22 protein-coding genes and 1 pseudogene are annotated in these 22,311 nt (G+C 69.5%); 11 read left to right on the forward strand and 12 right to left on the reverse strand.

Annotation, left to right across the window (positions count from 1 at the left end):
- Positions 1-22 precede the first annotated feature (22 nt).
- From epsA to LZ198_RS29530, 5 genes are read right to left on the reverse strand one after another with little or no spacing between them, the layout of a single operon-like run.
- Positions 23-832, reverse strand: a complete 810-nt coding sequence (gene epsA, locus LZ198_RS29510; protein ID WP_253975436.1) for an exopolysaccharide biosynthesis glycosyltransferase EpsA — start codon at positions 830-832, stop codon at positions 23-25.
- On the reverse strand, positions 829-2,985 hold the full coding sequence (epsB, locus tag LZ198_RS29515; RefSeq protein WP_253975437.1) for a GH44 family glycoside hydrolase EpsB: 2,157 nt from the start codon (positions 2,983-2,985) through the stop codon (positions 829-831). The genes epsA and epsB overlap by 4 nt, the downstream gene beginning before the upstream one ends.
- 40 nt (positions 2,986-3,025) lie before the next feature.
- Positions 3,026-3,580, reverse strand: coding sequence for a serine O-acetyltransferase EpsC (gene epsC / locus LZ198_RS29520; RefSeq protein WP_256560003.1), 555 nt, complete (start codon positions 3,578-3,580; stop codon positions 3,026-3,028).
- A 5-nt stretch (positions 3,581-3,585) separates the two neighbouring features.
- Positions 3,586-4,614 (reverse strand): exopolysaccharide biosynthesis glycosyltransferase EpsD, encoded by a 1,029-nt coding sequence (gene epsD / locus LZ198_RS29525; RefSeq protein ID WP_253975438.1) that lies wholly within the window; start codon positions 4,612-4,614, stop codon positions 3,586-3,588.
- Positions 4,611-5,090 carry a hypothetical protein gene (locus LZ198_RS29530; protein ID WP_253975439.1) on the reverse strand — a complete coding sequence of 160 codons (480 nt, stop codon included), beginning with the start codon at positions 5,088-5,090 and terminating at the stop codon, positions 4,611-4,613. The genes epsD and LZ198_RS29530 overlap by 4 nt, the downstream gene beginning before the upstream one ends.
- 196 nt (positions 5,091-5,286) lie before the next feature.
- Here LZ198_RS29530 and epsE point away from each other — a divergent pair, with 196 nt between their 5' ends.
- The 9 genes and pseudogenes from epsE (at position 5,287) to mgtE (ending at position 12,752) form a co-directional block, all read left to right on the forward strand.
- On the forward strand, positions 5,287-6,513 hold the full coding sequence (gene epsE, locus LZ198_RS43490) for an exopolysaccharide biosynthesis GT4 family glycosyltransferase EpsE (RefSeq protein ID WP_253975440.1): 1,227 nt from the start codon (positions 5,287-5,289) through the stop codon (positions 6,511-6,513).
- A gap of 218 nt (positions 6,514-6,731) precedes the next feature.
- Positions 6,732-7,220 carry a MarR family winged helix-turn-helix transcriptional regulator gene (locus LZ198_RS29540; protein WP_253975441.1) on the forward strand — a complete coding sequence of 163 codons (489 nt, stop codon included), beginning with the start codon at positions 6,732-6,734 and terminating at the stop codon, positions 7,218-7,220.
- A gap of 67 nt (positions 7,221-7,287) precedes the next feature.
- Complete coding sequence (locus LZ198_RS29545; protein ID WP_253975442.1) at positions 7,288-8,148, forward strand: CPBP family intramembrane glutamic endopeptidase; 861 nt, start codon at positions 7,288-7,290, stop codon at positions 8,146-8,148.
- Between the two features lie 119 nt (positions 8,149-8,267).
- A pseudogene (locus tag LZ198_RS29550) lies at positions 8,268-8,594 on the forward strand (AHH domain-containing protein); the annotation flags it as partial.
- A 427-nt stretch (positions 8,595-9,021) separates the two neighbouring features.
- Positions 9,022-9,162: an imm11 family protein gene (locus LZ198_RS43495; protein WP_323383025.1), complete on the forward strand. Its 141-nt coding sequence runs from the start codon at positions 9,022-9,024 to the stop codon at positions 9,160-9,162.
- Between the two features lie 68 nt (positions 9,163-9,230).
- Positions 9,231-10,283 carry a cation diffusion facilitator family transporter gene (locus LZ198_RS29560; RefSeq protein ID WP_253975444.1) on the forward strand — a complete coding sequence of 351 codons (1,053 nt, stop codon included), beginning with the start codon at positions 9,231-9,233 and terminating at the stop codon, positions 10,281-10,283.
- Positions 10,284-10,507: 224 nt separating this feature from the next.
- Positions 10,508-10,636 carry a hypothetical protein gene (locus tag LZ198_RS42995; RefSeq protein ID WP_256560005.1) on the forward strand — a complete coding sequence of 43 codons (129 nt, stop codon included), beginning with the start codon at positions 10,508-10,510 and terminating at the stop codon, positions 10,634-10,636.
- Between the two features lie 17 nt (positions 10,637-10,653).
- On the forward strand, positions 10,654-11,196 hold the full coding sequence (locus LZ198_RS29565; protein WP_253975445.1) for a hypothetical protein: 543 nt from the start codon (positions 10,654-10,656) through the stop codon (positions 11,194-11,196).
- Positions 11,197-11,432: 236 nt separating this feature from the next.
- Positions 11,433-12,752 carry a magnesium transporter gene (mgtE, locus tag LZ198_RS29570; RefSeq protein ID WP_253975446.1) on the forward strand — a complete coding sequence of 440 codons (1,320 nt, stop codon included), beginning with the start codon at positions 11,433-11,435 and terminating at the stop codon, positions 12,750-12,752.
- A gap of 6 nt (positions 12,753-12,758) precedes the next feature.
- Here mgtE and wzy read toward each other — a convergent pair whose 3' ends face one another.
- Positions 12,759-14,345: an exopolysaccharide repeat unit polymerase gene (wzy, locus tag LZ198_RS29575; protein ID WP_253975447.1), complete on the reverse strand. Its 1,587-nt coding sequence runs from the start codon at positions 14,343-14,345 to the stop codon at positions 12,759-12,761.
- A gap of 55 nt (positions 14,346-14,400) precedes the next feature.
- On the opposite strand from wzy, the gene epsH reads away from it, so the two are divergent.
- Positions 14,401-15,708: an exopolysaccharide biosynthesis glycosyltransferase EpsH gene (gene epsH / locus LZ198_RS29580; RefSeq protein WP_253975448.1), complete on the forward strand. Its 1,308-nt coding sequence runs from the start codon at positions 14,401-14,403 to the stop codon at positions 15,706-15,708.
- Positions 15,709-15,729: 21 nt separating this feature from the next.
- Here the strand turns inward: epsH and LZ198_RS43000 are convergent, their stop codons facing one another.
- The 4 genes from LZ198_RS43000 to LZ198_RS29600 form a co-directional block, all read right to left on the reverse strand.
- The gene (locus LZ198_RS43000; RefSeq protein ID WP_323383014.1) at positions 15,730-16,095 is read right to left on the reverse strand and encodes a carboxypeptidase-like regulatory domain-containing protein; all 366 of its coding nucleotides are present in this window, start codon (positions 16,093-16,095) and stop codon (positions 15,730-15,732) included.
- Between the two features lie 143 nt (positions 16,096-16,238).
- Positions 16,239-16,703, reverse strand: coding sequence for a carboxypeptidase-like regulatory domain-containing protein (locus tag LZ198_RS29590; RefSeq protein WP_253975450.1), 465 nt, complete (start codon positions 16,701-16,703; stop codon positions 16,239-16,241).
- 58 nt (positions 16,704-16,761) lie between these two features.
- On the reverse strand, positions 16,762-17,223 hold the full coding sequence (locus tag LZ198_RS29595) for a carboxypeptidase-like regulatory domain-containing protein (protein WP_253975451.1): 462 nt from the start codon (positions 17,221-17,223) through the stop codon (positions 16,762-16,764).
- 112 nt (positions 17,224-17,335) lie between these two features.
- Positions 17,336-17,722: a carboxypeptidase-like regulatory domain-containing protein gene (locus tag LZ198_RS29600; protein WP_253975452.1), complete on the reverse strand. Its 387-nt coding sequence runs from the start codon at positions 17,720-17,722 to the stop codon at positions 17,336-17,338.
- 204 nt (positions 17,723-17,926) lie between these two features.
- Here LZ198_RS29600 and LZ198_RS29605 point away from each other — a divergent pair, with 204 nt between their 5' ends.
- Positions 17,927-19,663: a DUF4091 domain-containing protein gene (locus LZ198_RS29605; protein WP_253975453.1), complete on the forward strand. Its 1,737-nt coding sequence runs from the start codon at positions 17,927-17,929 to the stop codon at positions 19,661-19,663.
- Positions 19,664-19,665: 2 nt separating this feature from the next.
- Here LZ198_RS29605 and LZ198_RS29610 read toward each other — a convergent pair whose 3' ends face one another.
- The gene (locus tag LZ198_RS29610) at positions 19,666-21,843 is read right to left on the reverse strand and encodes a YfbK domain-containing protein (protein ID WP_253975454.1); all 2,178 of its coding nucleotides are present in this window, start codon (positions 21,841-21,843) and stop codon (positions 19,666-19,668) included.
- A gap of 191 nt (positions 21,844-22,034) precedes the next feature.
- Positions 22,035-22,256, reverse strand: coding sequence for a hypothetical protein (locus LZ198_RS29615; protein ID WP_253975455.1), 222 nt, complete (start codon positions 22,254-22,256; stop codon positions 22,035-22,037).
- Positions 22,257-22,311: the final 55 nt, after the last annotated feature.

Raw genomic sequence — 22,311 nt, forward strand, 5'->3', positions numbered from 1 at the left:
TGGGGCCGACGTCCCTCCGTGGCTACCCGCCCTTGCCACCCGTCCGCTGCCAGAACTCGCGAGCGAGGATCGTGGCGAAGCGCGAGTCGTTCAGGATGTACCGGCGCCACAGGCGCTTGGGTTCGTTCGCCAACCGGTAGAGCCACTCGAAGCCCGCGTTGGAGATCCACTGCGGCGCGCGCTTCACCGTCCCGGCGATGAAGTCGAGCCCCGCGCCGATGCCGATGGCCACCGTGGGCCCCAGCTTCTCGGACACCTGCGCGATCCACACCTCCTGCTTCGGGCTGCCCAGCGCGACGAGCAGCAGGTGCGGGTCCTTCTCTCGGATGCGCGCGACGATGGGGTCGTTCTGCGCGTCCCCTCCGTCCGTGCGCACCATGGGCGAATCCCAGCCCACCACCTCGATGCCGTACTTCTCCGAGACGATGCGCCCCACCTTCTCCGCCACGCCAGGGCCCGCGCCGAGCAGGTACACGCGCCACTTGCGCTCCGCGCCCAGCTTCATCAGCGGGAGGATCAAATCCGAGCCCGCGATGCGCTCGGGCAGCGGCACGTCCAGCGCCCGCGACGCCCAGACGATGGGCATCCCATCCACCACCGAAATCTTCGCCCGCGAATACGCCTCGCGGAACGGGACGTTGTCCTCGGCGAGCACCACGTGGTCCACGTTGGCCGTGAACACGTAGCCCCCCTGGCGCGAGTCCACGAGGAGGCCGATCTGCTGCACGGCGTCCTCGAAGGAGAGCTGGTCGATGGCGAGCTGGCCGATGTGCAGGCGCGGTCGGCCGGTGGAGAAAGACGACGAGGGAGTCTGCGGAGTCGCAACGCTCATGGCTTCTTCACCGTCAAATCAAGCACTGTCATGGAGTAGGGCGGCAGCCGCTGCGTCAGCGTCCCCGCCGTCTTCGTTCCGGGCGTCTGCTCGAGGAAACCACCCGGCGCGCCCGAGTACCCCAGCACGCGCGCACCCTCGAGCGTCCCACACCCCTTCAATTCGACCCGCGCCTGCGCGGCCTGGTCCGGGTCGAAGTTCAAGAGCACCGCCACCAGCTTCTTCCCCGACTCGTCGCGCGAGGCGAACACGCTGGTGCCCTCCTGCGCCTTCGCCGGCACCCAGTAGTCCTGGAAGTGCCCACCGCGCCCGTCGAAGTCACGGAACGCTCGGAACGCCCAGAACACCGGGCTGCCGTTCGTGGGGTACTGCCAGAAGTAGGCGGAGTAGAGGTCTTCCTGCGCGAAGCGCCCCAGCGCCTCGGCCTGCGCGAGCCCGCCGCTCATGTGTCCGAAGGCGCCGAAGTTGTACTCGCCGATGGAGATGCGCCGGCCCGGGTAGTTCTGGGCGATCCACTCCTTGAGGCGGGGCAGCAGCCGCACGGGCTCGCCAATCCAGGACTCGTCCTTGTATGAGGGGTCCCACAGCGCGCGCGTGGAGCGGATGCGCCGCGCGTTCGTGTCCGGGTCGGTGTTGCCCTCCAACCCCACGCCCACGTTGGACTGCGGGTAGAAGTGCACGTCCAGCACGTCGAGGATGCGCACGCCCGTCTTCTTCTCGTGGTCGCGAAGCTGTCGCAGGTACCACGCCAGGAGCGGCAGGTCGCCGTGCGCGCGCCGGTCCGAGTGCGGCGACTTGCCCGCGGCGAAGTCCGCGGCGGACCACATGAAGTTCGTCCAGCCCCACTCGGCGGGACCCGCGATGAGCGCGTCCGGGTCCTCCTTCCGGACCACGGAGCCGTACGCGATGGTCCGCGACATCAGGCCGTCGTAGCCGAGCGGCTCGGGGAACACGTCCCGGTGGGTCGAGTTCCAGAGCATGGGCTCGTTGTCCAGGATGTACATGTGCACGCTGCGCTCGCCGCCCCGGGCCTTGTCCCGCGCGCGGATGGCGCGGACCCACTCGGCGACGAACTCGGGCGGGGCCTCGGTGCTGGTCTGCGACGGCGGCAGCGGCTTGAGCGGCGTCCCGTCACGCGTCAGGCCGTTGCCCGCGTCCCGGTCCTCGCCCTTCTGCTGCCCGAAGCGCGACACCGGGAAGCCCACGGAGGACGTGTCCTTCGCCACCCAGCCGAGCAGCGGCACGGTGAGCGCGGACTGCATGCCGTGCTTCGTGTTGGCGTCGAGGAAGTCCGTGTAGCTCAGCCCGATGTCCACGTTCTGGTAGAACCAGTCGTTGGCCGTGTTCCACGCGCCGCCCAGCTTCCAGTTGTAGCGGGACGTGGGGTTGCCGCCCCAGCGGCGCGTGGTGGCGCCCATCTTGAACTGGTGCTGGTCCTTCTTCTCGCGAAGGCCGTCCATCGCGATGCCGTAGATGAGCGGGCTGATGCGGTGGCCCGGCGCGGTGCAGTCGATGGTCATCGACGTCTCGCGCCCGCTGCCCCGGCCCGTGCGCCCGCCACCCGCGGCGAGCGCGGCGGCGACGTCCGGCGGCAGCGGCACCAGCGCCACCTTGTCGAAGAGCACCCAGTCCCGCCCCACGTCCTTGGACGCGCGCAGCACCACGCGGTCGAACACCTCGCCGCGCGGGTTGAGCTGCTCCATGGGGATGAGCACCTCCGTCCACTCGCCGTCCTTGCGGACCTGCAGGTCGGCCGTCACGGGGATGCGCGGGAAGGACACCGCGCCCTGCGCGTCCAGCCGCACCTCGAGGAACTCGCCGTAGGACTCCGGCGCGCTGAAGCGCAAGGACAGCGCGCCGAAGGTGCCCTCCAGCTTGGGCCGGTACAGAATCCAGCCGCCGTAGTTGAACAGGCGCATGCGCGCGGGTGCGCCCCGGGGCAGCTCGCGCGGCGCCCAGCCGATGTCGTTCCACCCGGCCGCCAGGCCCCCGTCGTAGAGCGCCACCGGCGCGGTGCTCTTCTCCGCGCCCTTGTCCGAAGCCGGCGCCTGCGCGGGTGTCTCCTCCGCGAGCCCCCCGGCCACCGCCATCGAGCCACCGGCGAGCAGCGCGCACGTCGCCACCGCCGCGCCAGCCTTCCTCCGCGCACGCATCACACCGACCTCCCTGAGGATGAGGACCCCCGCTGCCGCGTCACAGCACCACGTCGTCCGTGTCCTTGCGAGGGAAGATGCGGGCGGGGATGCCCACGGCCACGCTGTCCGGCGGGACGTCCTGGAGGACCACGGCGTTGGCGCCGATGCGCGAGCGGGCGCCGATGCGCACCGGCCCGAGGATGCGCGCGCCCGCGCCGATCCACACGTCGTCCTCGATGACGGGGTAGCCGTTGTCCTTGGCGGTGCCCACGGTGTTGTTGCCGTAGAAGCGCACGCGGTCGCCGATGCGCGCGTCCCCGCCGATGACGATGCCCAGGCTGTGCACGAAGTACACGCCCCGGCCCAGCGTCACGTCCTTGCCGATTTCAATCCCCATCACCGCCGTCTGCGCCACGCGCAGCACGTGGTTGACCAGGGGGATGCGGTAGTCGAGCGCGGCCTCGCGGGCGCGGTTGAGCGCGGTGATGCGGTACGAGTCGCTGGTGAGCACCACCTGCGCGATGGACTTCGCGCCCGCGTCCCCGTTGGCGGCCCGCGCCAGCTCCAGCGCGTCCGACACGAGCGCGCCAATCATCGACCGCTTGTTCTTCATGATGTTCACCGGCTTCCCCCCTGCAGATAGCGGGCGACCTCGCGCGCGATGCCCGTCCAACCCCCGGCCTCGTTGCGCGCGCCGCGCAGGTACTCCATGCCGTACACCACGGAGGTGCCGGCGAAGGCGGCCTTCTCCAGGCCCAGCTTGTCCGCGGCCTGGGCGGCGCGCATCACCGTGCGCGTCAGCACGCGCGTGGCCTCGGGCGCGACGAGGGTGGCGGCGAGCAGCGGGCGCGCCAGCGGATTGGTCTCGAACAGCAGGCGCCACGGGTTGAGGCCGCGCACCTCCGGGTGCTTGCGCGCCACCTGCGTGTCGAACATGCCGTAGCGGTGCGCGCGCTTGAGCCAGCGCTCGAAGGAGACGTGGTCGCTGCCGTGCAACACGTACGCGTCGCTGGCGAAGACGAACGCGCAGCCGGCCTTCTCCAGGCGCACGCCCAGCTCCACGTCCTCGGACTGGCCCAGGGACTTGTCGAAGCCGCCCACGCCCACGTAGTCCGCGCGGTGGAAGGACACGTTGCCGGTGAACAGGTGGTTGCCGCGGACGCGGGCGCCGGGGGTGGACAGCTCCTCGGCCATGCGGTGGTTGAGGTAGGCGTACCAGCGCTCGAACAGCGGCATGTCGCCGATGGACGGATCCGGCCGGATGCGGCCGAGCACCACGTGGCGCGAGCCCTCCGGGTGGTGCGCCAGGTGGCGCTCCAGGAAGTCGGGCGCCACCTGCATGTCGTCGTCGGTGACGAGCACGATGTCACCCCGCGCGGCGAGCACGCCCCGGTGGCGCGCGGCGGCGGCGCCCGCGTTGGCCTGGACCTCCACGCGCAGGGCGTAGGGCGTCTTCAGGGCGGAGAGCGGCTCGCGGACGGGCTCCTTGGAGCCGTCGTCCACCACGACGACCTCGAACCGGTCCGCAGGCAGCGTCTGGGCGCCGAGCAGCTCCAGCAGGCGGGTGATGAGGGGGAGCCGGTTGTAGGTCGCGATGACGACGCTGAGGCGGGGGGAGGGTGCGTCGGAGGGCGAAGGAGGGCTCATGGCTTCTTCTTCCTGGACGACGAGGCCCGGCCCTTCTTCTTCAGCCGGGGAAAGGTGACGCTGCCCACGAAGCGCTCGGAGCCGATGAACTCCAGCGTCTTGCGCGCGGCGCCGAAGTCCGTCTCACCCAGGGTGACACACAGCAGGACGCCGTCGGCGGCGAGCGCGAGCGGCAGGCTGGCGGGGCGGGTGAGGACCGAGTCGATGACGGCCACGACGCGCTCACCCCGCGCGACGCGCTCGCGCAGGGCGAGGACGCGGCGGGGGGCCTCGGCGGGGGAGATGTCGGTGGCGTCCTCGAGGTGGATCTTCTGCGTGGCCACGTAGGGGGCGCCGGCCTCCAGGATGGCCATGGCGGCCTCCAGGGCCGGGGCGCCTGGGTGCGCGGGGACCACGGTGAGGAAGGCCCAGCCGGAGCGCTCCAGCGCGAACCACAGCCGTTGCAGCGCGGGGGAGGGCACGGTGCCGTCGACCACGTCTGTTTCCGGGGGGGTGGGAGGTGCGCTGGAGTCGGCCATGGAGCGGCGCCCGGTATAGCGCAACGCGTGGTGCTGGCCCAATGACCTCCCCGGGCGGGCGGGGGAGCGGGTGGTTCTCGACCTGCTTTTCGCGCCCGCCGAGAGACGGCCCCCGAGCGTGGGGGCGTGGGGTCGGGCGTGTTATGGGAGGGGTGTGCAGAAGATTGGCTATCTCATCCCCGAGTTCCCCGGACAGACGCACATCTTCTTCTGGCGCGAGTTGCAGGCGCTGCCGGGGAAGGGTGTGACGCCGGAGCTGGTGTCCACGCGACCGCCGCCGGCGCGCATCATCTCCCACAGTTGGGCGCGGGAGGCGATGTCGCGTACTGAATATCTGGCGCCGCCGGGGCCGCTGGGCATGGTGAAGGCGGCGGCGGAGGTGGCGCGGGCGATGCCCACGGGGTGGGCGCGGTGCCTGCTCTCCATCGCGCGGGCGGAGGGGCTGGACGCCAAGGGGCGGGCGCAGCTGTTGGCCTTCGCGGTGATGGGGGGGCGGTTGGCGTCGCTGGCGCGGGAGCGCGGGTGGACGCACGTGCACGTGCACTCGTGTGCGAACGCGGCGCACGTGGCGATGTTCGCGAACCTGTTGTCGGGGCTGTCGTACAGCATGACGCTGCACGGGCCGCTGGACGACTACGGGCCGAACCAGCGGGAGAAGTGGCGGCACGCGAAGTTCGCGTTCGTCATCACGAAGAAGCTGCTGGGCGAGGTGAACCACGAGCTGGCGGGGAGCCTGCCGTCGAGCATCGAGCTGGCGCCCATGGGCGTGGAGCTGGCGAAGTTCAACCGTTCGGTGCCGTACTCGGCGTGGACGGGGGAGGGGCCGCTGCGCATCTTCGCGTGTGGGCGGCTGAACCCGTGCAAGGGGCACGCGGACCTCATCGACGCGGTGGGGCTGCTGCGGCAGAAGGGCATCGACGCGCGGCTGGCCATCGCGGGCGAGGACGAGGCGGGCGGGACGACGTACCGCAAGGTGCTGGAGGCGAAGCTCGCGGAGACGAAGCTGGGCGACGCGGTGACGCTGCTGGGGGCGGTGGGCGAGGACAAGGTGCGGGGCGAAATCGAGCGCGCGCACATCTTCTCGCTGGCGAGCCTCCAGGAGCCGCTGGGTGTGGCCATCATGGAGGCCATGGCCATGCGCGTGCCGGTGGTGGTGACGGGCGCGGGCGGCGTGCCGGAGCTGGTGGACGACGGCGTGGACGGCATCCTGGTGCCGCCGCAGCAGCCGCAGGTGCTCGCGGAGAAGCTGGAGCTGGTGGCCAAGGACGCGAAGGAGGCCGCGCGGCTGGGCGAGGCGGGGCGTCGCAAGGTGGAGACGACGTTCAGCAGCGAGCGCAGCGCGGACATGCTGGCGCGGATGCTCCAGCGCGCGGTGGTCTGAGCGGCGCGCGGCGGGAGGTGCCTCCAGGGCGGGGGGCGCGGGGTGCCCGCGTCCTCGGGTTTGGTGGGTTGGGTGTGAGGGCGGGAACCTCGCTCCATCGACCTCGGGCGTCGGGTGAAGCCTTCATCATGACGTGGGCCTGGGGCGTAAGGCCTCCGGGAACCCACTCCTTTGACACTTTATATTCGTGCTTATATAAGTGCTGGATGGAGAGAGGGTTGGGGACGCGACTCCGGCATCTGTTGGAGCTGTTGGATGGCGCGGTGGAGGCGACGTACGCGGCGGATGGGAACGACTATCGGCCGCGCTTCACGCCGGTGATGCGGGCGTTGTTGGAGCAGGAGCCGTCGACGGTCGGGCAGATCGCCATGGCGGCGGGAATCACGCAGCCCGCGGCGACGCAGACGGTGGCGTTGATGGTTCAGGAGGGGCTGCTCTCCTCGGAGCCGGGGCCCTCCGACGCGCGCCAGCGCTTGATTCGACTCACGGACTCGGGACGGGCGCTGGTGCCCTGGCTGCGGGTGCGGTGGGCGGCGACGGCGGACGCGGCGGAGCGTCTGGACGCGGAGCTGCCGGCGCCCTTGTCGGAGGTGCTCGACGCCGCCATTCACGCGTTGGAGACGAAGTCCTTCGGCGCGCGCATCGCGGAGTCGCGGGAACGTCTGGAGAAATCGCGAAAGAAAGCGCGCAAGCAATCGACGCGGTGATGGCGCAGTGTGCCAGGTGCGGTGACTTCCTGCCGCGGGTCTCCGAAAGACATTGAGAGGAATCCTCATGCGGTCCGTGTTTCGTGACGCGAGCGGTGGTGTGCGCAACGGTTGGAAGATGCTGGGCTGCTTCGTGCTCACCGTGGCGATGGTCGCGGGGGCGTTCTTCGTGCGAAGCCTGCTGCCCGTGGAGGTCCGGCGGGCGTTGCCGCAGCCGCATTGGGCCTTCATCGGGACGCTGTTCGCGAGCTGGGTGTGCGTGCGGTTGGAGCGGGAGCCGCTGGCGTCGCTGGGGTTGAAGTTGGATGGGCGGTGGGGCCGCGAGGTGTCGGTGGGGACGCTGGGCGGCGTGGTGTTGCTGGGGCTCGTGGTGGGCGCGGTGTGGCTCGCGGGAGGGTTCTCGCTGGCGCGCACTCCGAACGCGGGACTGGGTGTCATCGGGCGTGCGGCGTGGATGATGATCGGTGTCGCGCTGTTCGAGGAGCTGCTGTTCCGTGGCTACCTCTTCCAGCGGCTCATCCGGGGCGTCGGGAGCTGGTGGGCGCAGGGCTTGATGGCGCTGGTCTTCTGCCTCGCGCATCCGTTCGGCGGGGAGATGTCCGCGCTCATGCGGACCCTGGCGATGGTGAACACGTTCCTGGCGGGGCTGATGCTGGGGCTGTGCTACGTGCGCACGACGAGCCTCGCGCTGCCGGTCGGTGTCCATCTGGGATGGAACTGGTTGATGAACTGCCTGGGGTTCGGCGTCAGCGGCAATGACCTCGGCGGCATGTGGAAGCCGGTGTTCAACGGGATGCCGGTGTGGCTCACGGGTGGCGACTATGGCCTCGAGGCCTCCGTGGTCTGCACGGGCGGGCTCGTGTTGACGGTATTGGCGCTTGCCCTGTGGAAGGGCCCGCGGCCTCGCGGCGCGACAACCACAGCCTGAGGTCGCCCGCACGCGGGGCCTTCACCTCATCCTCTGTGGGTCCCCTCCTGACGAGGTGACGTGTCGGAGTCCGCTGCTGGAATGCCCGGCGTGCCCGTGATGGCCACGGGCTGTTCGACGACGCGAACCACCTGGCGACGGACAAGAACAGCGTGTCGACGGCGAGGGGAGGGCCGTGGACGCCGAGGTTCCGGAACCTGTTCAAGAAGGCGGGGATGGAGCTGAAGGACCCGGAGGACATCGTGCCGGTGAAGGGGCACGCGGGGCCGCATCCCGAGCGATATCACCGCATCATCTACCAGGAGTTGGAAGCGGCGACGCGTGGATGCCGGACCGTCGAGAACTGTCGCAGGGCGCTTCGAGCGATGCTCGCCAAGCTGGGGCGGGAGGTCTCGACCCCAGGGACGGAGCTCAACCTGCTCGTCGCCCAGACTCCGCTGCGCTAGAGAACCTGCTCATGCACCGCCGGTACTTCGAACTGCACGACGATGTCGATGCCCCGGGGCGGTGGCACCTCGCCGACCCCAGGGATGGCGGGGCGCGCGAACTGAGCGACGTATGGCAGTTCACGGAGGGCCGTCCCATCTCCGAGACCCAGGGATTGCGCATCCCCATCGACGAGCCAGGGCGGCCTCTCGACTTCACGTTGGCGGGAACAAGCATCCCCGTCATTCATGTTCGAGCGGTTCCCGTGTTCCTGGGACTGGCGCCTGACGAGGTGCAACTCCTGCCCGTGAGCATCGATGGCCAGCCCGACCAGTACTGCATCCTGGTTGCGACCCGTCGTTTCCCCTGTCTCGACGAGTCCGCCTCGCGAGTACGGTTCTGGCTGCCGGAGGTGAGAAGGTCGGCCAGTACGCGTCCGTCCGTGACCTGCACCTCGACCCGAGCCGCGTCGGTCAGGCCCACGTCTTTCGGGTGGAGGGATGGCTCGGACCGCTCATCGTCTCCGAGGACCTCAAGCAGGCGCTGGAGCGCCTGGGCGCCACGGGCATGAAGTTCACGGAGGTCTAGGGCTCGCCGGCCCGCTCATGCGTCCTGCGCGTGATACCGTCCGGTCCACACCCACTCCATCAGGACCCATGGCCGCGCCTGCTTCGTCCGTCAGTGCCGTCATCGCCGCGTTGGGCGGCAACCTCCTCGTCACCCTCGTGAAGTTCGTCGCCTTCCTGCTGTCCGGCTCGGGGGCGATGTTGTCGGAGGCCATCCACTCGGCGGCCGACACGGGCAACCAGGTGCTCTTGTTCCTGGGCCTCAAGCGCGGCTCACGCGAGCGCGACGCGGGCTTCCACTACGGCTACGGCGGAGAGCGCTTCATCTTCGGCATCCTCTCCGCCTCCGGCATCTTCTTCGTCGGTTGCGGCGTCACCGTCTACCACGGCATCCAGTCGCTCCTGCACCCGCACGTGGCGGAGGTCGGCGTCGTCACCTTCGCGGTGCTCGGCTTCTCCTTCCTCGTGGAGGGCGGCGTGCTCCTGTTCGCCGTGCGCGGGATGCTGAAGTCCGCCCAGGGCATGCCCTTCGCCCGCTACGTGCGCGAGAAGGCCGACCCCGCCGCCGTGGCCATCCTCCTGGAGGACGGCGCCGCGGTGCTCGGCCTCGTGCTCGCCACCACTGGCATCCTCCTGGCCCACGTCACCGGCAACCCCGTCTGGGACGCCGTCGCCTCCATCACCGTGGGCCTGTTGCTCGGCTTCGTCGCCATCTACCTCGTCGTCGAGAACCGCACCCTGCTGCTGGGCCGCGCCGCGCCGGAGACGGCCGAGCGCCGCTTCGTCGAGGTCGTCCTCGCCCGGGGCAGCGTCGCCGACGTGCACGACGTGAAGACCCGCCAGCTCACCCCGGAGACCTTCACCTTCAAGGCGGAGATCCGCTTCAGCGAGGCCTTCGTCGCCACGCGGCTCGCGGAGGCCCTGCCCGCCTCGGGCCTGCCGCCCACGCGCGAGCCCCAGGCACTCCATGGCCTCGCTGCCCACCTCATCCGCGCCCTCAGCGAGGAGGTCGACGCCATCGAGGCCGACATCCGCCGCGCCATCCCCGAGGCGAAGCACATCGACCTGGAGCTGGAGCACGTCGCCGCGAATCCCCCACCCGCCGCGGCCCGTCCGGTGGGCGTCGTCGCCCACGTGCCCTGATGCGTCCGTGACTCGAAGCACGAGCGCAGCTCGCCGCCCGGCCGCGTCCTCGCGTCGAGTGTGCGTCGTCGCCCACGGGTGCTGAGGGGCCCAGAGGCTGGATCCGGACCCCGTGGCGCCGTGGGCTCGCTTCCGGGCTCACAGGGGTGGCTCAACGAGCCCCTGGGAGCGGAGGTAACCCCGTTCTGGCTGCTGGTGAAGCGGATGTTGCGATTCATGGTTCCATGCGCATGGGCACCCTCATCACCCCTCGAAGCGGGCACTACCTGTTTCGCGCACCGCCTGCCGTGAGCGCCAAGGCGCTGGAGATCGGTCGCCAGGCCTTCGCGAAGGTAGGCATCATCTTCCCGTGACGTAGACTCGAGGGGCCATGGGCGCTTCAATCGATGCTTCGCGAGTCCTCGTGACGTGGCCAGCCAAAGACGTCGCTCTTTGGCTGGAAGGTCGGGAAGTCGGTGCCCTGGTGGATGGCGAGCCCTTCAACTGGGACGGATTCGCATTCACCGCGGCCGCGCGTGCGCGCAAGGAGCGAGACCTCCCATGGGCCAACATCGCCCTGCACGTCTACGAAGCGCTGGCGAGTCACGACTCCGCGGACCCCGCCAATACGTTCTGGTTCTCGGCAATGAACCTGCGTGCATGGATGATTCGTGAACTCGGTGCGCAGCGCGGCGACCCCGTGTTGGACCCTGAGGTCCTCGTGCAGTGGGTCCGCAAGTGCGCTCGCATCTCCTTCGACGAAGCCTCTCGCCTTGCGTCGATGGACCTTCGTGGGGTTCCCATCGAGACGGTGCGCGAGCTCCGCAACATCAAGAACTCGCTCAGCGTCCTGAGCAACATCACCGAGACTCCGAGAGTTCGCGACGACAGCGCGCTCCAGGAGTGGTTGAAGCTGCGGGACCGGTTGCCGTGAGAGAAGGCCCCTTCGATTCGTGAAGCCGTCTCGCATCGGCGATGGCGTCCTCCCCTGAGCCGTCCGCTTCCATGCAGGGAGCGCCGCCTTCCCGGCCTTCCCTGCCCGGCAGTCCACGTTCCCGCGGCCGTGACGTGCGGGGGTGCCTTTTGAGGTTTCCCGCCGCCGGGCGCCGTGATTGAACGCGCGGCACAGGCGAGGCCGCTGACCGGCCCGCGGGCGTGGAGGGGCGCGGCATGGTCCCCGAGTCGGAGCGCATCCAGGAGGACGAACTGCGGGACGCGTGGCCCGTGCTCGAGCCGCGTGACCGCGTGGAAGGTTTCCGCCTCCTGCCCGCCGCCAGCGCGGACGACTTCTTCCTGTCCCTGTCCTCCATGGACCAGTCGGGCCTGCTCCAGACGCTCACGCCGGGCGAGCGCCGCACCTGGATGCGCCTGCTCCCCCCGGACGACGCGGCGGACGTCATCCAGTGGCTGCCCACGCACGAGCGCGAGGCCTACCTCGCCCTGCTCGACGACACCTTCCGCCGCGAGGTCCTCGTCCTCATGGCCTACGCCGAGGACGCCGCCGGCGGGTTGATGAACCCGCGCTTCGCGCGCGTGCGGCCCGAGGCGACCATCGACGAGGCGCTCGGCTACCTGCGCAAGCAGGCCCGCGAGCAGGTGGAGACCGTCTACTACGGCTACGTGCTGGACTCGGAGCAGCGCCTGCTGGGCGTCGTCTCGCTGCGCCAGCTGTTCCAGGCCGCGCCCGGGAAGCTGGTGCGCGACCTGATGCGCACGGACCTGGTCACCGTGTCCGAGGACACCGACCAGGAGGCCGTCAGCCGCCTGTTCTCCGAGCACGCGCTCGCGGCCATCCCCGTGGTGGACGCGCAGGGGCGGATGAAGGGCATCGTCACCGTGGACGACATCGTCAGCGTCGTCCAGGAGGAGGCCACCGAGGACATCCAGAAGGTGGGCGGCATGGAGGCGCTCGACGCGCCCTACTTCGAGGTGGGCTTCCTCACCATGGTGAAGAAGCGCGCCGGGTGGCTGCTCATCCTCTTCGTGTCGGAGATGCTCACCGCCACCGCCATGTCCCGCTACGAGGCGGAGATCGCCCGCGCGGTGGTGCTCAGCCTCTTCGTCCCGCTCATCATCTCCTCCGGCGGCAACTCCGGCAGCCAGGCCTCCACGCTCATCGTCCGCTCGCTCGCGCTGGCGGAGGTGCGCCTGCGCGACTGGTGGCGCGTGTTGCGGCGGGAGCTGGCCTCCGGGCTGGTGCTCGGCGCGGTGCTCGGGAGCGTGGGCCTGATGCGCATCCTCCTGTGGGAGCACCTGTTCCACAGCTACGGCGAGCACGCCACGCTGGTGGCCTTCACCGTGGGCTTCGCGGTGCTCGGCGTGGTGACGTGGGGCACGCTGTCCGGCTCCATGCTGCCGTTCATCCTGCGCAGGCTCGGCTTCGACCCGGCGAGCGCGTCCGCGCCCTTCGTCGCCACGCTCGTGGACGTCAGCGGCCTGGTCATCTACTTCACCACCGCCGAGCTCATCCTCCGCGGCACGCTGCTCTAACCCGGCTCAGGCCTGCTTCGCCCGCGCGGGGACGTCGTCCTCGTTGGGGTAGACGATGGCGCCGGGCGGCGGCACGGGGGCGGTGGGCGCGCCGTGCACCAGCGTGGTGCTCGGCATGGGCCAGGCGCCCGTGGCCACGGCCAGCTTCCCGGAGCCCACCACGCACAGCGACGTGATGAACGTGCAGATGTACGAGATGATGCCCATGTCCCCGAACACCTGGTTGATGTAGCAGATGACGGAGCCCACGATGATGAGCGCCGCCGCCCGGTACTCGTTGACGTTCGAGCGGTGGTACGAGCGCACCGCGAGGTACACGGTGACCACCAGGTACATCCACACGCCCGTGTAGCCCAGCATCCCGCCGAAGGCGAACAACCCCAGCAGCGAGTTGTGCGGGTGGTAGCGGTACTGCGGGAACACGAAGGCGATGTTGGGCAGCGGAATCGGCTCCAGGAACTCGTGGCCGTAGCCGGTGCCCAGCAGCGGGAACTGCGTCCACGTGGCGATGACGTCCAGGTTCTCGATGTCGCGGTAGTCCAGGTTGCCCTCGCCGCCCTCGCCGTCGATGAGCGTGCGCACCTTGTGGACGGGGGCGAAGGCGCCGCTGTGGGAGTTCCAGCCCACGGCGAAGTAGACGACCACCAGCGGGGCCATCAGCACCATGCTGCGGGTGAAGGTGCGCTTGAGGGCGGGCCACGGGGTGATGAGGTAGCCGGCCAGCAGGCAGCCCACGAAGCTGACGTAGGCCAGGCGCCGGTCGTTGTACATCATGCCCAGGAAGATGAGGAGGATGAGCACCAACCCGCGCACCGCGTGGGCGCTCTTGGGCGTCTCCAGGAAGCGCATGGTGGCGACGAGCAGCGCGAAGTTGAACGTCATCGAGTCCGAGTGACAGGTCGTGTACTCGACGAACACGCCCATGGACGGCACGACGACGGCGCCGAAGTAGACGCTGACGGCGGACTTGGTGAGGCCCGCGGCGATGACGGTGCGCGCGAAGAGGGGCCAGTCCTGGGGCCCGCGCAGGGCGTAATGGAACATGGCCACGATGAACGGCATCATCGCGGCCTGGTGCCACTGCCACAGGGAGTTCTTCACGTCCCCGCCGCGCAGCACCCCGCGCACCTCCATGAACAGGATGGCGATGAGCGACAGCGCCACCACGCCCACCAGCGGCCGGGGCATGGGCAGCGTGGGCGGGTCGATGGGGGACTTCGTCACCCGCCGGTAGATGGCCAGGCCCAGCAGGCCCACGATGAGCACGTCGACCAGGGGGAAGCGCAGGGCGCCGATCTTGGTGATGTAGCTGAGCTGGGCGAACATCAGCTCGCCCAGGGGAAACAGCGGGGAGGGCCAGAAGCCGGACTGGGGCCGTTCCGGGACGTAGTCCACCGCGAGCACCAGGTAGGTGACGGCCATGACCGGGTAGCGGACGGGGACCTTGGTCACCAACCACACCACCGCGACGGCCAGGACTGGGGCAATCGCGACCACGGGATGGATGGCGGCCCCACCCACGGTGGCCAGCACCAGGAAGCCGAGGAGCGCCACGAAGCGCAGATAGGGAGGGCGGTCCGGGGCGTACGTCACGGCGGGTGGAGGCTACATCTGGACGGCGGGTTGGGATAGATGTGAAGGCACACGTATGCCTGCTCACAGACCCCGCGTCCTCCTGATTGCCGAGCTGTGCAACCCCGACTGGGTCAGCGTCCCGCTGGAGGGCTGGTCGCTCTACCGGGCGCTGGCCGAGGTGGCGGACGTCCACCTGGTCACCCAGGTCCGCAACCGGGAGAACATCCTCAAGCAGGGGGTGCAGGAGGGCTCGCAGTTCACGGCGCTGGATTCGACGCCGGTGGAGAAGCCGCTCGACAAGGTGGGGCAGTTGCTGCGGGGCACGGCGGGTGTCGGCTGGACGACGGCCACGGCGCTGAGCGTGCTGCCGTACTACTACTTCGAGGAGGTGCTGTGGCGCCGCTTCGGTGAGCGCATCAAGGCGCGCGAGTTCGACCTGGTGCACCGCTACACGCCCATCAGCCCGACGACGCCGAGCACGCTGGCGGCGCGCTGCAAGGCGGCCGGGGTGCCCTTCGTGATGGGGCCGTTGAACGGCGGGTTGCCGTGGCCCAAGGGCTTCGGGGGCGCGCGGCGGCGGGAGAAGGAGTGGCTGAGCTACGTGCGGGACGCGTACAAGCTGATGCCCTTCTACAAGTCCACGCGGGACAACGCGTCGGCCATCATCACGGGCTCGCGGGCGACGCGGGGGCAGGTGGCGGAGCCGTGGCAGCACAAGACGGTGTACGTGCCGGAGAACGCCATCGACCCGAAGCGCTTCGGCTCGGCGAAGTCGGAGGGGCCGGTGGAGCTGCCGCTGCGGGTGGCGTTCGTGGGGCGCTTCGTGCCGTACAAGGGCATGGCCATGCTGATGGAGGCGGCGGCGCCGCTCATCCGCGAGGGCAAGGTGGTGCTGGAGTACATCGGCGACGGGCAGGAGATGCCGAACCTCCGGGCGCAGGCGGCGCGGGAGGGCATCGAGTCCGGGGTGACGTTCGCCGGGTGGGTGAAGCACCAGGAGCTGCAGGGGCGGCTGGCGAAGAACCACGTGTTCGGCTTCCCCAGCGTGCGCGAGTTCGGCGGCGCGGTGGTGTGCGAGGCGATGGCGCTGGGGTTGGTGCCCATCGTGATGGACTACGGCGGGCCGGGGGAGATCGTCAGCCCCGCGACGGGGTTCACGGTTCCCATCGGGACGCCGGAGCAGATTGTCGCGGGCGTGCGCGACGTGTTGACGAAGCTGGCGGCGGACCCGTCCGTCATCCGCCCCATGGGTGAGCGCGCGCGGGAGCGCATCTTCAAGCACTTCACCTGGAAGGCGAAGGCGGAGCAGGTGGTGGAGGTGTATCGCTGGGTGACGGGCGAGCGCGGCCAGCCCGACTGGGGCATGCCCCTGGCGGACTGAGCGGGGCCAGGCGCGTCTCCTTCAGCGCAGGGGGACGCGCCGGATGAAGTTCGCTTCCACGCGGATGCCCGTGCTGCTGGAAGACATGTCCACGACGCGTGAGTCGGTGAACAGCTCCACGCGGGGTGGGTAGCGAAAGCGGGTGTAGAGCCGGGTCTGGATGCGGAGGTTCCTCCCTGGGCGGAGCTGGACGTCCGAGAGGACATGCGGCTCGTACACCTCCTTCTCCCAGTGGAGTGTGTAGTGGCCCGGGGGAACGTCCTGGAGGCGGTAATCCCCCTTGGCGTCCGTGACGGCCATCCATTGCCGGTCGCTCCCTGGGGCGCGCGCGGAGACGACGACGTCCACCACGGGTTCTCGGGTCCTGACGTCGATGACGGTGCCCACGATGGCGCCGGGACGAGGGGTCTTCCGGGGCTCGGCGCTCGTGTCCGGCTGCGCGGAGGCGGAGGTGGCCCACAGCGCCAGGGTGATGCACGTGGTGACGTGGAAGAGGGAGACCCTGGCGGGGCTCTCTTCGTGCCGCAGTGTCAGCGGATGGGGATGCGGCGCATGAACTCGGTGTCCAGCTTGATTCCCTGGGTGGTGGACCCCAGGTCGACGACGGGTGGATCCCCTCTGAGGAGGACCACCTGCCCGAGATATTCGGGGAGGAACTCGACGTTGACGCGGACCGTGCGGTGGGCGCGGAGCAGGATGTCGGAGCGGGCGTAGGGTTTGTATTCCTCCTTCTCGAAGCGGAGGACGTAGGTGCCCGCAGGTGCCTGGGGAAAACGGAAGCTTCCCTGAGCATCGGTTCGTGCGTACACGGCCTCCGAGGACCGCGTCTGGTTCAGCGTGACGATGACATCCGCCACGGGTTGTCGACTCTGTGAGTCGATGACGGTACCGAAGAGAGTCCCAGTCTTGGGGACCTCGTCTCCGGATGGCTCGTATGCCTGCGCGGAGGCGGAGAGGGTCGTGATGCACAGTGCGACGGCGAAGAGGTGCTTCATGGGAGGCTCCTTCGGGCAAGGTGTGATGCGGCATCCCGCGTACACATGAATCACCGTGTCACCGGACCGCGATTCGTTTGATGAACTCGTGGTCCACGTAGAGGCTCGTGCCACTGGAGGAGACATCGATGGTGGATTCGCGGCCGCAGTGAAAGTCGTAGACCTCTCCAATGCTGCCGGGGGGCAGCTCGATGTCCACGTGAACCGTGCGGCTGACGGGCAACAGGATGTCGGCGCGAACGAGCGGGTCATATTGCTCCTTCTCGAACCGGAGTGTGTAGAGGCCAGGAGGTCGTCGCGGCAGCCGATAGCGCCCAGCCGCGTCCGTCACCACGACCTGCTCCCCCATCAACGCGGGAGAGGTCGCGGTGATGACCACGTCGCCGACAGGCTGTCGACTCAGTGCATCGATGACTGTGCCGATGAGGATGCCGCTCCCGGCTCCTCCGTCCGACCGTGCCAGGACCGGGACCGCGGACAACCAGAGGGCGTAGCAGCGTGCGGTTCGTGCAAAGCGCATCGGGAGGGTCACCTCGTCACGACGGAGCGTCCCCCGAGGAGCACCTCCTCCGTCACATGAGGGCCTCGTGGTTCCATCATGGATTCATCACGAGGCCCACGCCGCGAGCGAGCTACCTCGCGACCTGCTCCACGGGCTTCGGCAGGTGGCGCATCTGCACCTTGACGCGCACGGTCCGGTTGGCGCGCAACAGGATGTCCGAGCGCGAGTACGTGTCGTAATCCGGGTGCTCGAAGCGCAGCGTGTACGTGCCGGCGGGGAGCAGGGGCAGGCGGTAGCGGCCCAGCGCATCCGCGACGGCCGCGCGCTCGCCCTGGAACTCCGGTGAGGTCGCGATGACGGCCACGTCCGAGATGGGCTGCTGGGTCGCCACGTCGATGATGGTCCCGATGAACACGCCGGGGGGCGTGGCTTGGGGCGCCTCTGCCTGGGCCAGGATGGGCACGGTGACGAACATCACGAGCAGGCAGAGGAGGAAGGACGCGACGAGCTTCGACATGGACCACCCCGGTGGAGTCACGAGATGACGCCATCCTCCTGGAGGTCCATGCCGCGAACGTCACGCGGGCCTCGTCGCTTCATCACGGTTTCCGCATGACGCCCCGCTTCCACCGCGGCCGCATGTGATGGCTTCTCAACGTGAGGCCGTCTGCTCGCCGCCGGAATGGCAGACAGTCGCGAGTGCGTCATTACCCTCGTCGCCATGAGTCTGCTCACGCGTGGCGCGGTCCTGTTGCTGCTGCTGTCGAGTGTGTCTGCCTCGGCCCAATCCCTCTCCCATGCGGTCTGGGCGGAGAGCGCGATGGTGAAGGTCCGTCCCCAGACAACACCCCGGAGGGACTCCGTCGTGCCGCTCGTCGGCGCCAGGGGAGAGTGGCTCTCCTTCCAGGTGGCCCTCCACGGTGGTGCCCAGGGGCTGCGCAACGTGTCGGCCCGTTTCCCCGCCCTGGTCGGAGGACTCCACCGCCGCATCGACGCGCGAAACCTCCTCCTCTATCGCGAGGCGCTGCTGGACATCACCCAACCCACGCCACCGGGGACGGAGCCGGGGCGTTGGCCCGATGGCCTCATCCCCGACGTGGACGAGGTCGTGGGCGAGCAACGCGCGGCCTTCCCCTTCGACGTGCCCGCGGGTGAGTCGCGCGCCATCTGGGTGGACGTGCGAGTCCCCTCGGACGCATCCCCGGGCCTGTACCTGGGCGTGGTGGAGGTGATGGGGCAGGGGCTCCGGGAGCACGTGCTCGTCACGCTCACCGTGGTCGACGCGGAGCTGCCGAGCACCTCGTCGCTGCGCACGGCCTTCCTCCTCTGGCCGCCGCATGTGTGTCGGGCCTTCACGGGGGACCCGAGCTGTCCCGCACAGACGCAGGTGTACCTGCTGAAGCAGTTCCACCGGCTGGCCTTGGAGCACCGCATCACCCTGGCGAGCGCGTTCCCCCGGCTCCCGGACCAGCCCACCTGGGACCTGCCGGACTACGACACCTTCGCCGAGCGCTGGGGCCCGTTCCTGGAGGGCTCGGCGCCGAACCGGCTGCCTGGCGCACGGATGACGAGCCTCCAGTACCTCGGGCCCGCCACCGCGCCGGACCTCTCGACCTTCGAGCTGGAGGCCCGGGCGCGCGGCTGGTTGGGCCGCGCCTTCGACTACGTGGGCGACGAGCCGCCCTATGGAACCTCGTGGGAGGCCGTGGCCGAGCGGGCACGGCTGACGCGCTCGGCGGCCCCGGACCTGCGCACGTTCCTCACCGCCACGGTGACGGAGGTGGAGGCCCATGGCCCCCTGGACGACATCGACGTCCTCACGGTGCTGGTGAACTTCATCGACGGCACCCAGCCCCCCTACGAGGGCAACCAGCGGCCGAAGTACGACGCCTTCCTCTCGCGTCCGAACCGCGAGCTCTGGCTGTACCAGAGCTGCATGAGCCACGGCTGTGCCGCTGGAGAGCCACCGCCTCCGGAGAATCGACCGGGGCAGGGCTGGCCCTCGTACATGGTCGACCGCTCCGCTGCGAAGGCGCGCGGCATGCAGTGGCTGGACTTCATCATGGGCGCGCGGGGCGAGCTGTACTACCAGACGGTGGGCCTGCTCTCGACCGCCTGGACGACGCAGTTCCGCTTCAACGGCAACGGCGACGGCACGCTCTTCTATCCCGGGTTGCCCTCGGTCATCGGAGGGACGACGGCGATTCCCCTGCCGTCCATCCGCCTCAAGCTCATCCGGCAGGGGCTCCAGGACTACGAGTGGCTGAAGCGCGTGAGCGACGCGGGAGACCCGGCCTTCGCCAGGCGCGTGGCCACGGAGTTGATTCCGCATGCGTGGGCGGTGCCGGATGACGGCGCGCGGTTCGAGCGCGCCCGACTGCGCCTCATCCGTCGCTACCTGGAGCTGCGCTCGGGGCACGCGCAGCCCCAACTCCCAGGGGAGGAGGGGGCGCGCTGACGCTACGGCGTGGGGGGCGTCTCCGGTGTATCGGCGGTCTTCGACTCGGGGGGCGCGGGGGGACGGTCGAAGTCCATGGCGTCCCGCGGCGCGAACTCCTCGAAGCGGTCCTTGCGCTTGTCGAGGTCGGCGGCCTTGCGGATGAGCTGGCCCAGCTCCTGGACGTCCTCGCGCTTCGCGAGCGGCGCGCCCACGCCGTCCCAGAGTTCGGCCAGGGCTTCGTAGGTGAGCGGACGCGTCCAGTACGAGCCGCGGAGCTTCTCCGCGAAGGCCGCCGCCACATAGGCCAGGCGCGTGGCGGGTGCTGCCTTCGCGAAGCTGGGGCGCAGCGAGGTGAGCGGCAGTGGCAGCTCCAGCTCCTTCGAGTCGCCCCCCTCGGGCGCCTTGTAGCGGATGCGCAGCGTGCCGACGCGCTCCGCCGACGGGCGCAGCTTCACCTCGTAGAGCGCGGTGACGGCGTGGCCCGCGCCCACCTCACCCGCGTCCACCGCGTCGTCGCGGAACTGCTCCTTCGTCAGCATCCGGTTCTCGTAGCCGAGCAGGCGGTAGAGCGAGACGGACTTCTCGTCGAACTCCACCTGGAGCTTCACGTCCTTGGCGACCACCTGGAGCGTCCCGCCGAGGTTCTCCACGAAGATGCGCTGGGCCTCCTTGAGTCGGTCGACATAGGCGTATTGGCCCTCGCCCACCTGCGCGAGCCGCTCCATCAGCACGTCGTTGTAGTTGCCCATGCCGAAGCCGACGGTGGACAGGGTGATGCCTCGGGACGCGTGCTCCTTCACACGGGCCCAGATGCCGTCCGCGCTGGTGACGCCGTTGTTGGCCACGCCGTCCGAGCAGAGGATGACGCGGTTGATGCCGCCCGGAATCAGGTGCTTCGCGGCGATGCGGTAACCCAGCTCCATGCCGGCCTGCGCGTTGGTGGACCCATCGACCTCGAGCCCATCGATGGCGGACAGGAGGCGGGACTTGTCCGCGATGCTCGTGGGCGGGAGCACCTGTCGGGCGTCGGTGCCGTAGTCGACGAGGGAGACGCGGTCTCTTTCATCCAGCGCATCCACCAGCAGCCGCAGCGCGCGCTTCACCAACCCGAGCCGCGACTCACCTCCCATGGAGCCGGAGGTGTCGATGACGAAGACGAGGTGGCTTGGCTTTCGTCGGGACTGAGCCACCTCCTGCGTCTTCATGCCGATGCGCAGCACCTGGTAGCCCTTGCGGACCGGAGACGGGAAGCCCTCGACGTGGAGCCCGAAGGGCGCGTTGCCTGGGTGCGTGTAGCCGTAGTCGAACGTGTTGACGAACTCCTCCACGCGCACGGCGGCCTCGTCCGGCAACGCCGAGCGTTCCAGGTAGGCACGCGTCATGGCGTACGAGGCGGTGTCGGTGTCGACGGAGAAGGTGGAGAAGGGCTCTTCCTCGGTGTTCACCGTGGGGTTCACGCCGTAGCCCTTGAAGTACATGTCGAAGAAGCGGGCCCCGTTGATGGGCATGAGCCGTGGCGGAGGCGGTGAGTACGAAGGCACGGACACGGGTTGGGGCCACGGGGCCGGAGACATGGGCTGCATCGGTGGAACGCTGGAGTAGATGCCGTGGACGCGGGCGGCCTGCTCCAGGGATGGTGATGCCGAGGCGAACGAGAGGCCGTCCACCACGTAGCCGTTCTCCGGCGAGGTCGACCCGCTCGTGGCCGCACCGGACGCATTGCCCACGGAGCCAGGCGAGGAGGCGCTGGAACGGGACACCGCGATGCGCTTGACGAACTCCTGGTCCACGGTGACACCCGTGGCCGTCGAACTCGCGTGGAGCTCCGGTGTCGTGCCGAAAGGCGCCGCCACCTCGCCGAGCATTCCCTCGGGAATCAGCTCCACGTCGACGCGGCGGGTGCGGTTCAGGCGCAGTTGGATGTCGGAGCGACCGTAGGGCTTGTACTGCTCCTTCTCGAACCGCAGCGTGTAGACCCCGGGTGGGAGCCGGGGGATGCGGTAGTTGCCCTGTGCGTCCGTCACCACGGTCTGCTCACCCTCGAGGTTGGGCGAGGTCGCGGTGATGACGACGTCCGGGACGGGATGACGGCTCACGGCATTGATGACGGTGCCGACGAAGGTGCTGCTCTGGGCAAGTGCTCGTGGGGCCGACAGGGCCAGCACGGCGCACAGGATGCGAGGAAGGGTGGGGGGCATGACGGCGACCTCCGTGTGAGGAGAGGACGCCATCCTCTGGAAGTCCCGCCGCGCGAATCGCACGCGTGCTTCCGGACTCCGTCATCGTTTCAGCACGCCACTGATGCGGTGACGGCAACTCCCGCTCGATGCCCATGGCGACGACGAACCGCGCCCCGCGTGATGCGGGGCGCGCTCGACGAACACGGGGTTCAGCCTTCTTCCCAGCCCAGCTCCTTCAGTCGCTCCAGCGCCGCCTTGAAGCGGAGGGCGGACGGCTCTCCATCCTCGAGCCAGTAGCTGTAGTTCGCGGTGAGGATGAGAGTGAGTGCCTGCCAGCGCTGCAAGAGGTGGACGGCCAATGGAGGCTGGTCGAAGGCAGGGTCGCGAGGGCCACTGAGCCAGGTGCCTTGCTCGTCGCGCTCCAGGGGCATCGAAGCGAAGCTCCCGCCACTCAGGCTTCCAGTCAGGCTTCTCGCAACCACAGCA

Origin of the sequence: Myxococcus dinghuensis (genome assembly GCF_024198235.1) — a bacterium.
GTDB classification, from domain to species: domain Bacteria; phylum Myxococcota; class Myxococcia; order Myxococcales; family Myxococcaceae; genus Myxococcus; species Myxococcus dinghuensis.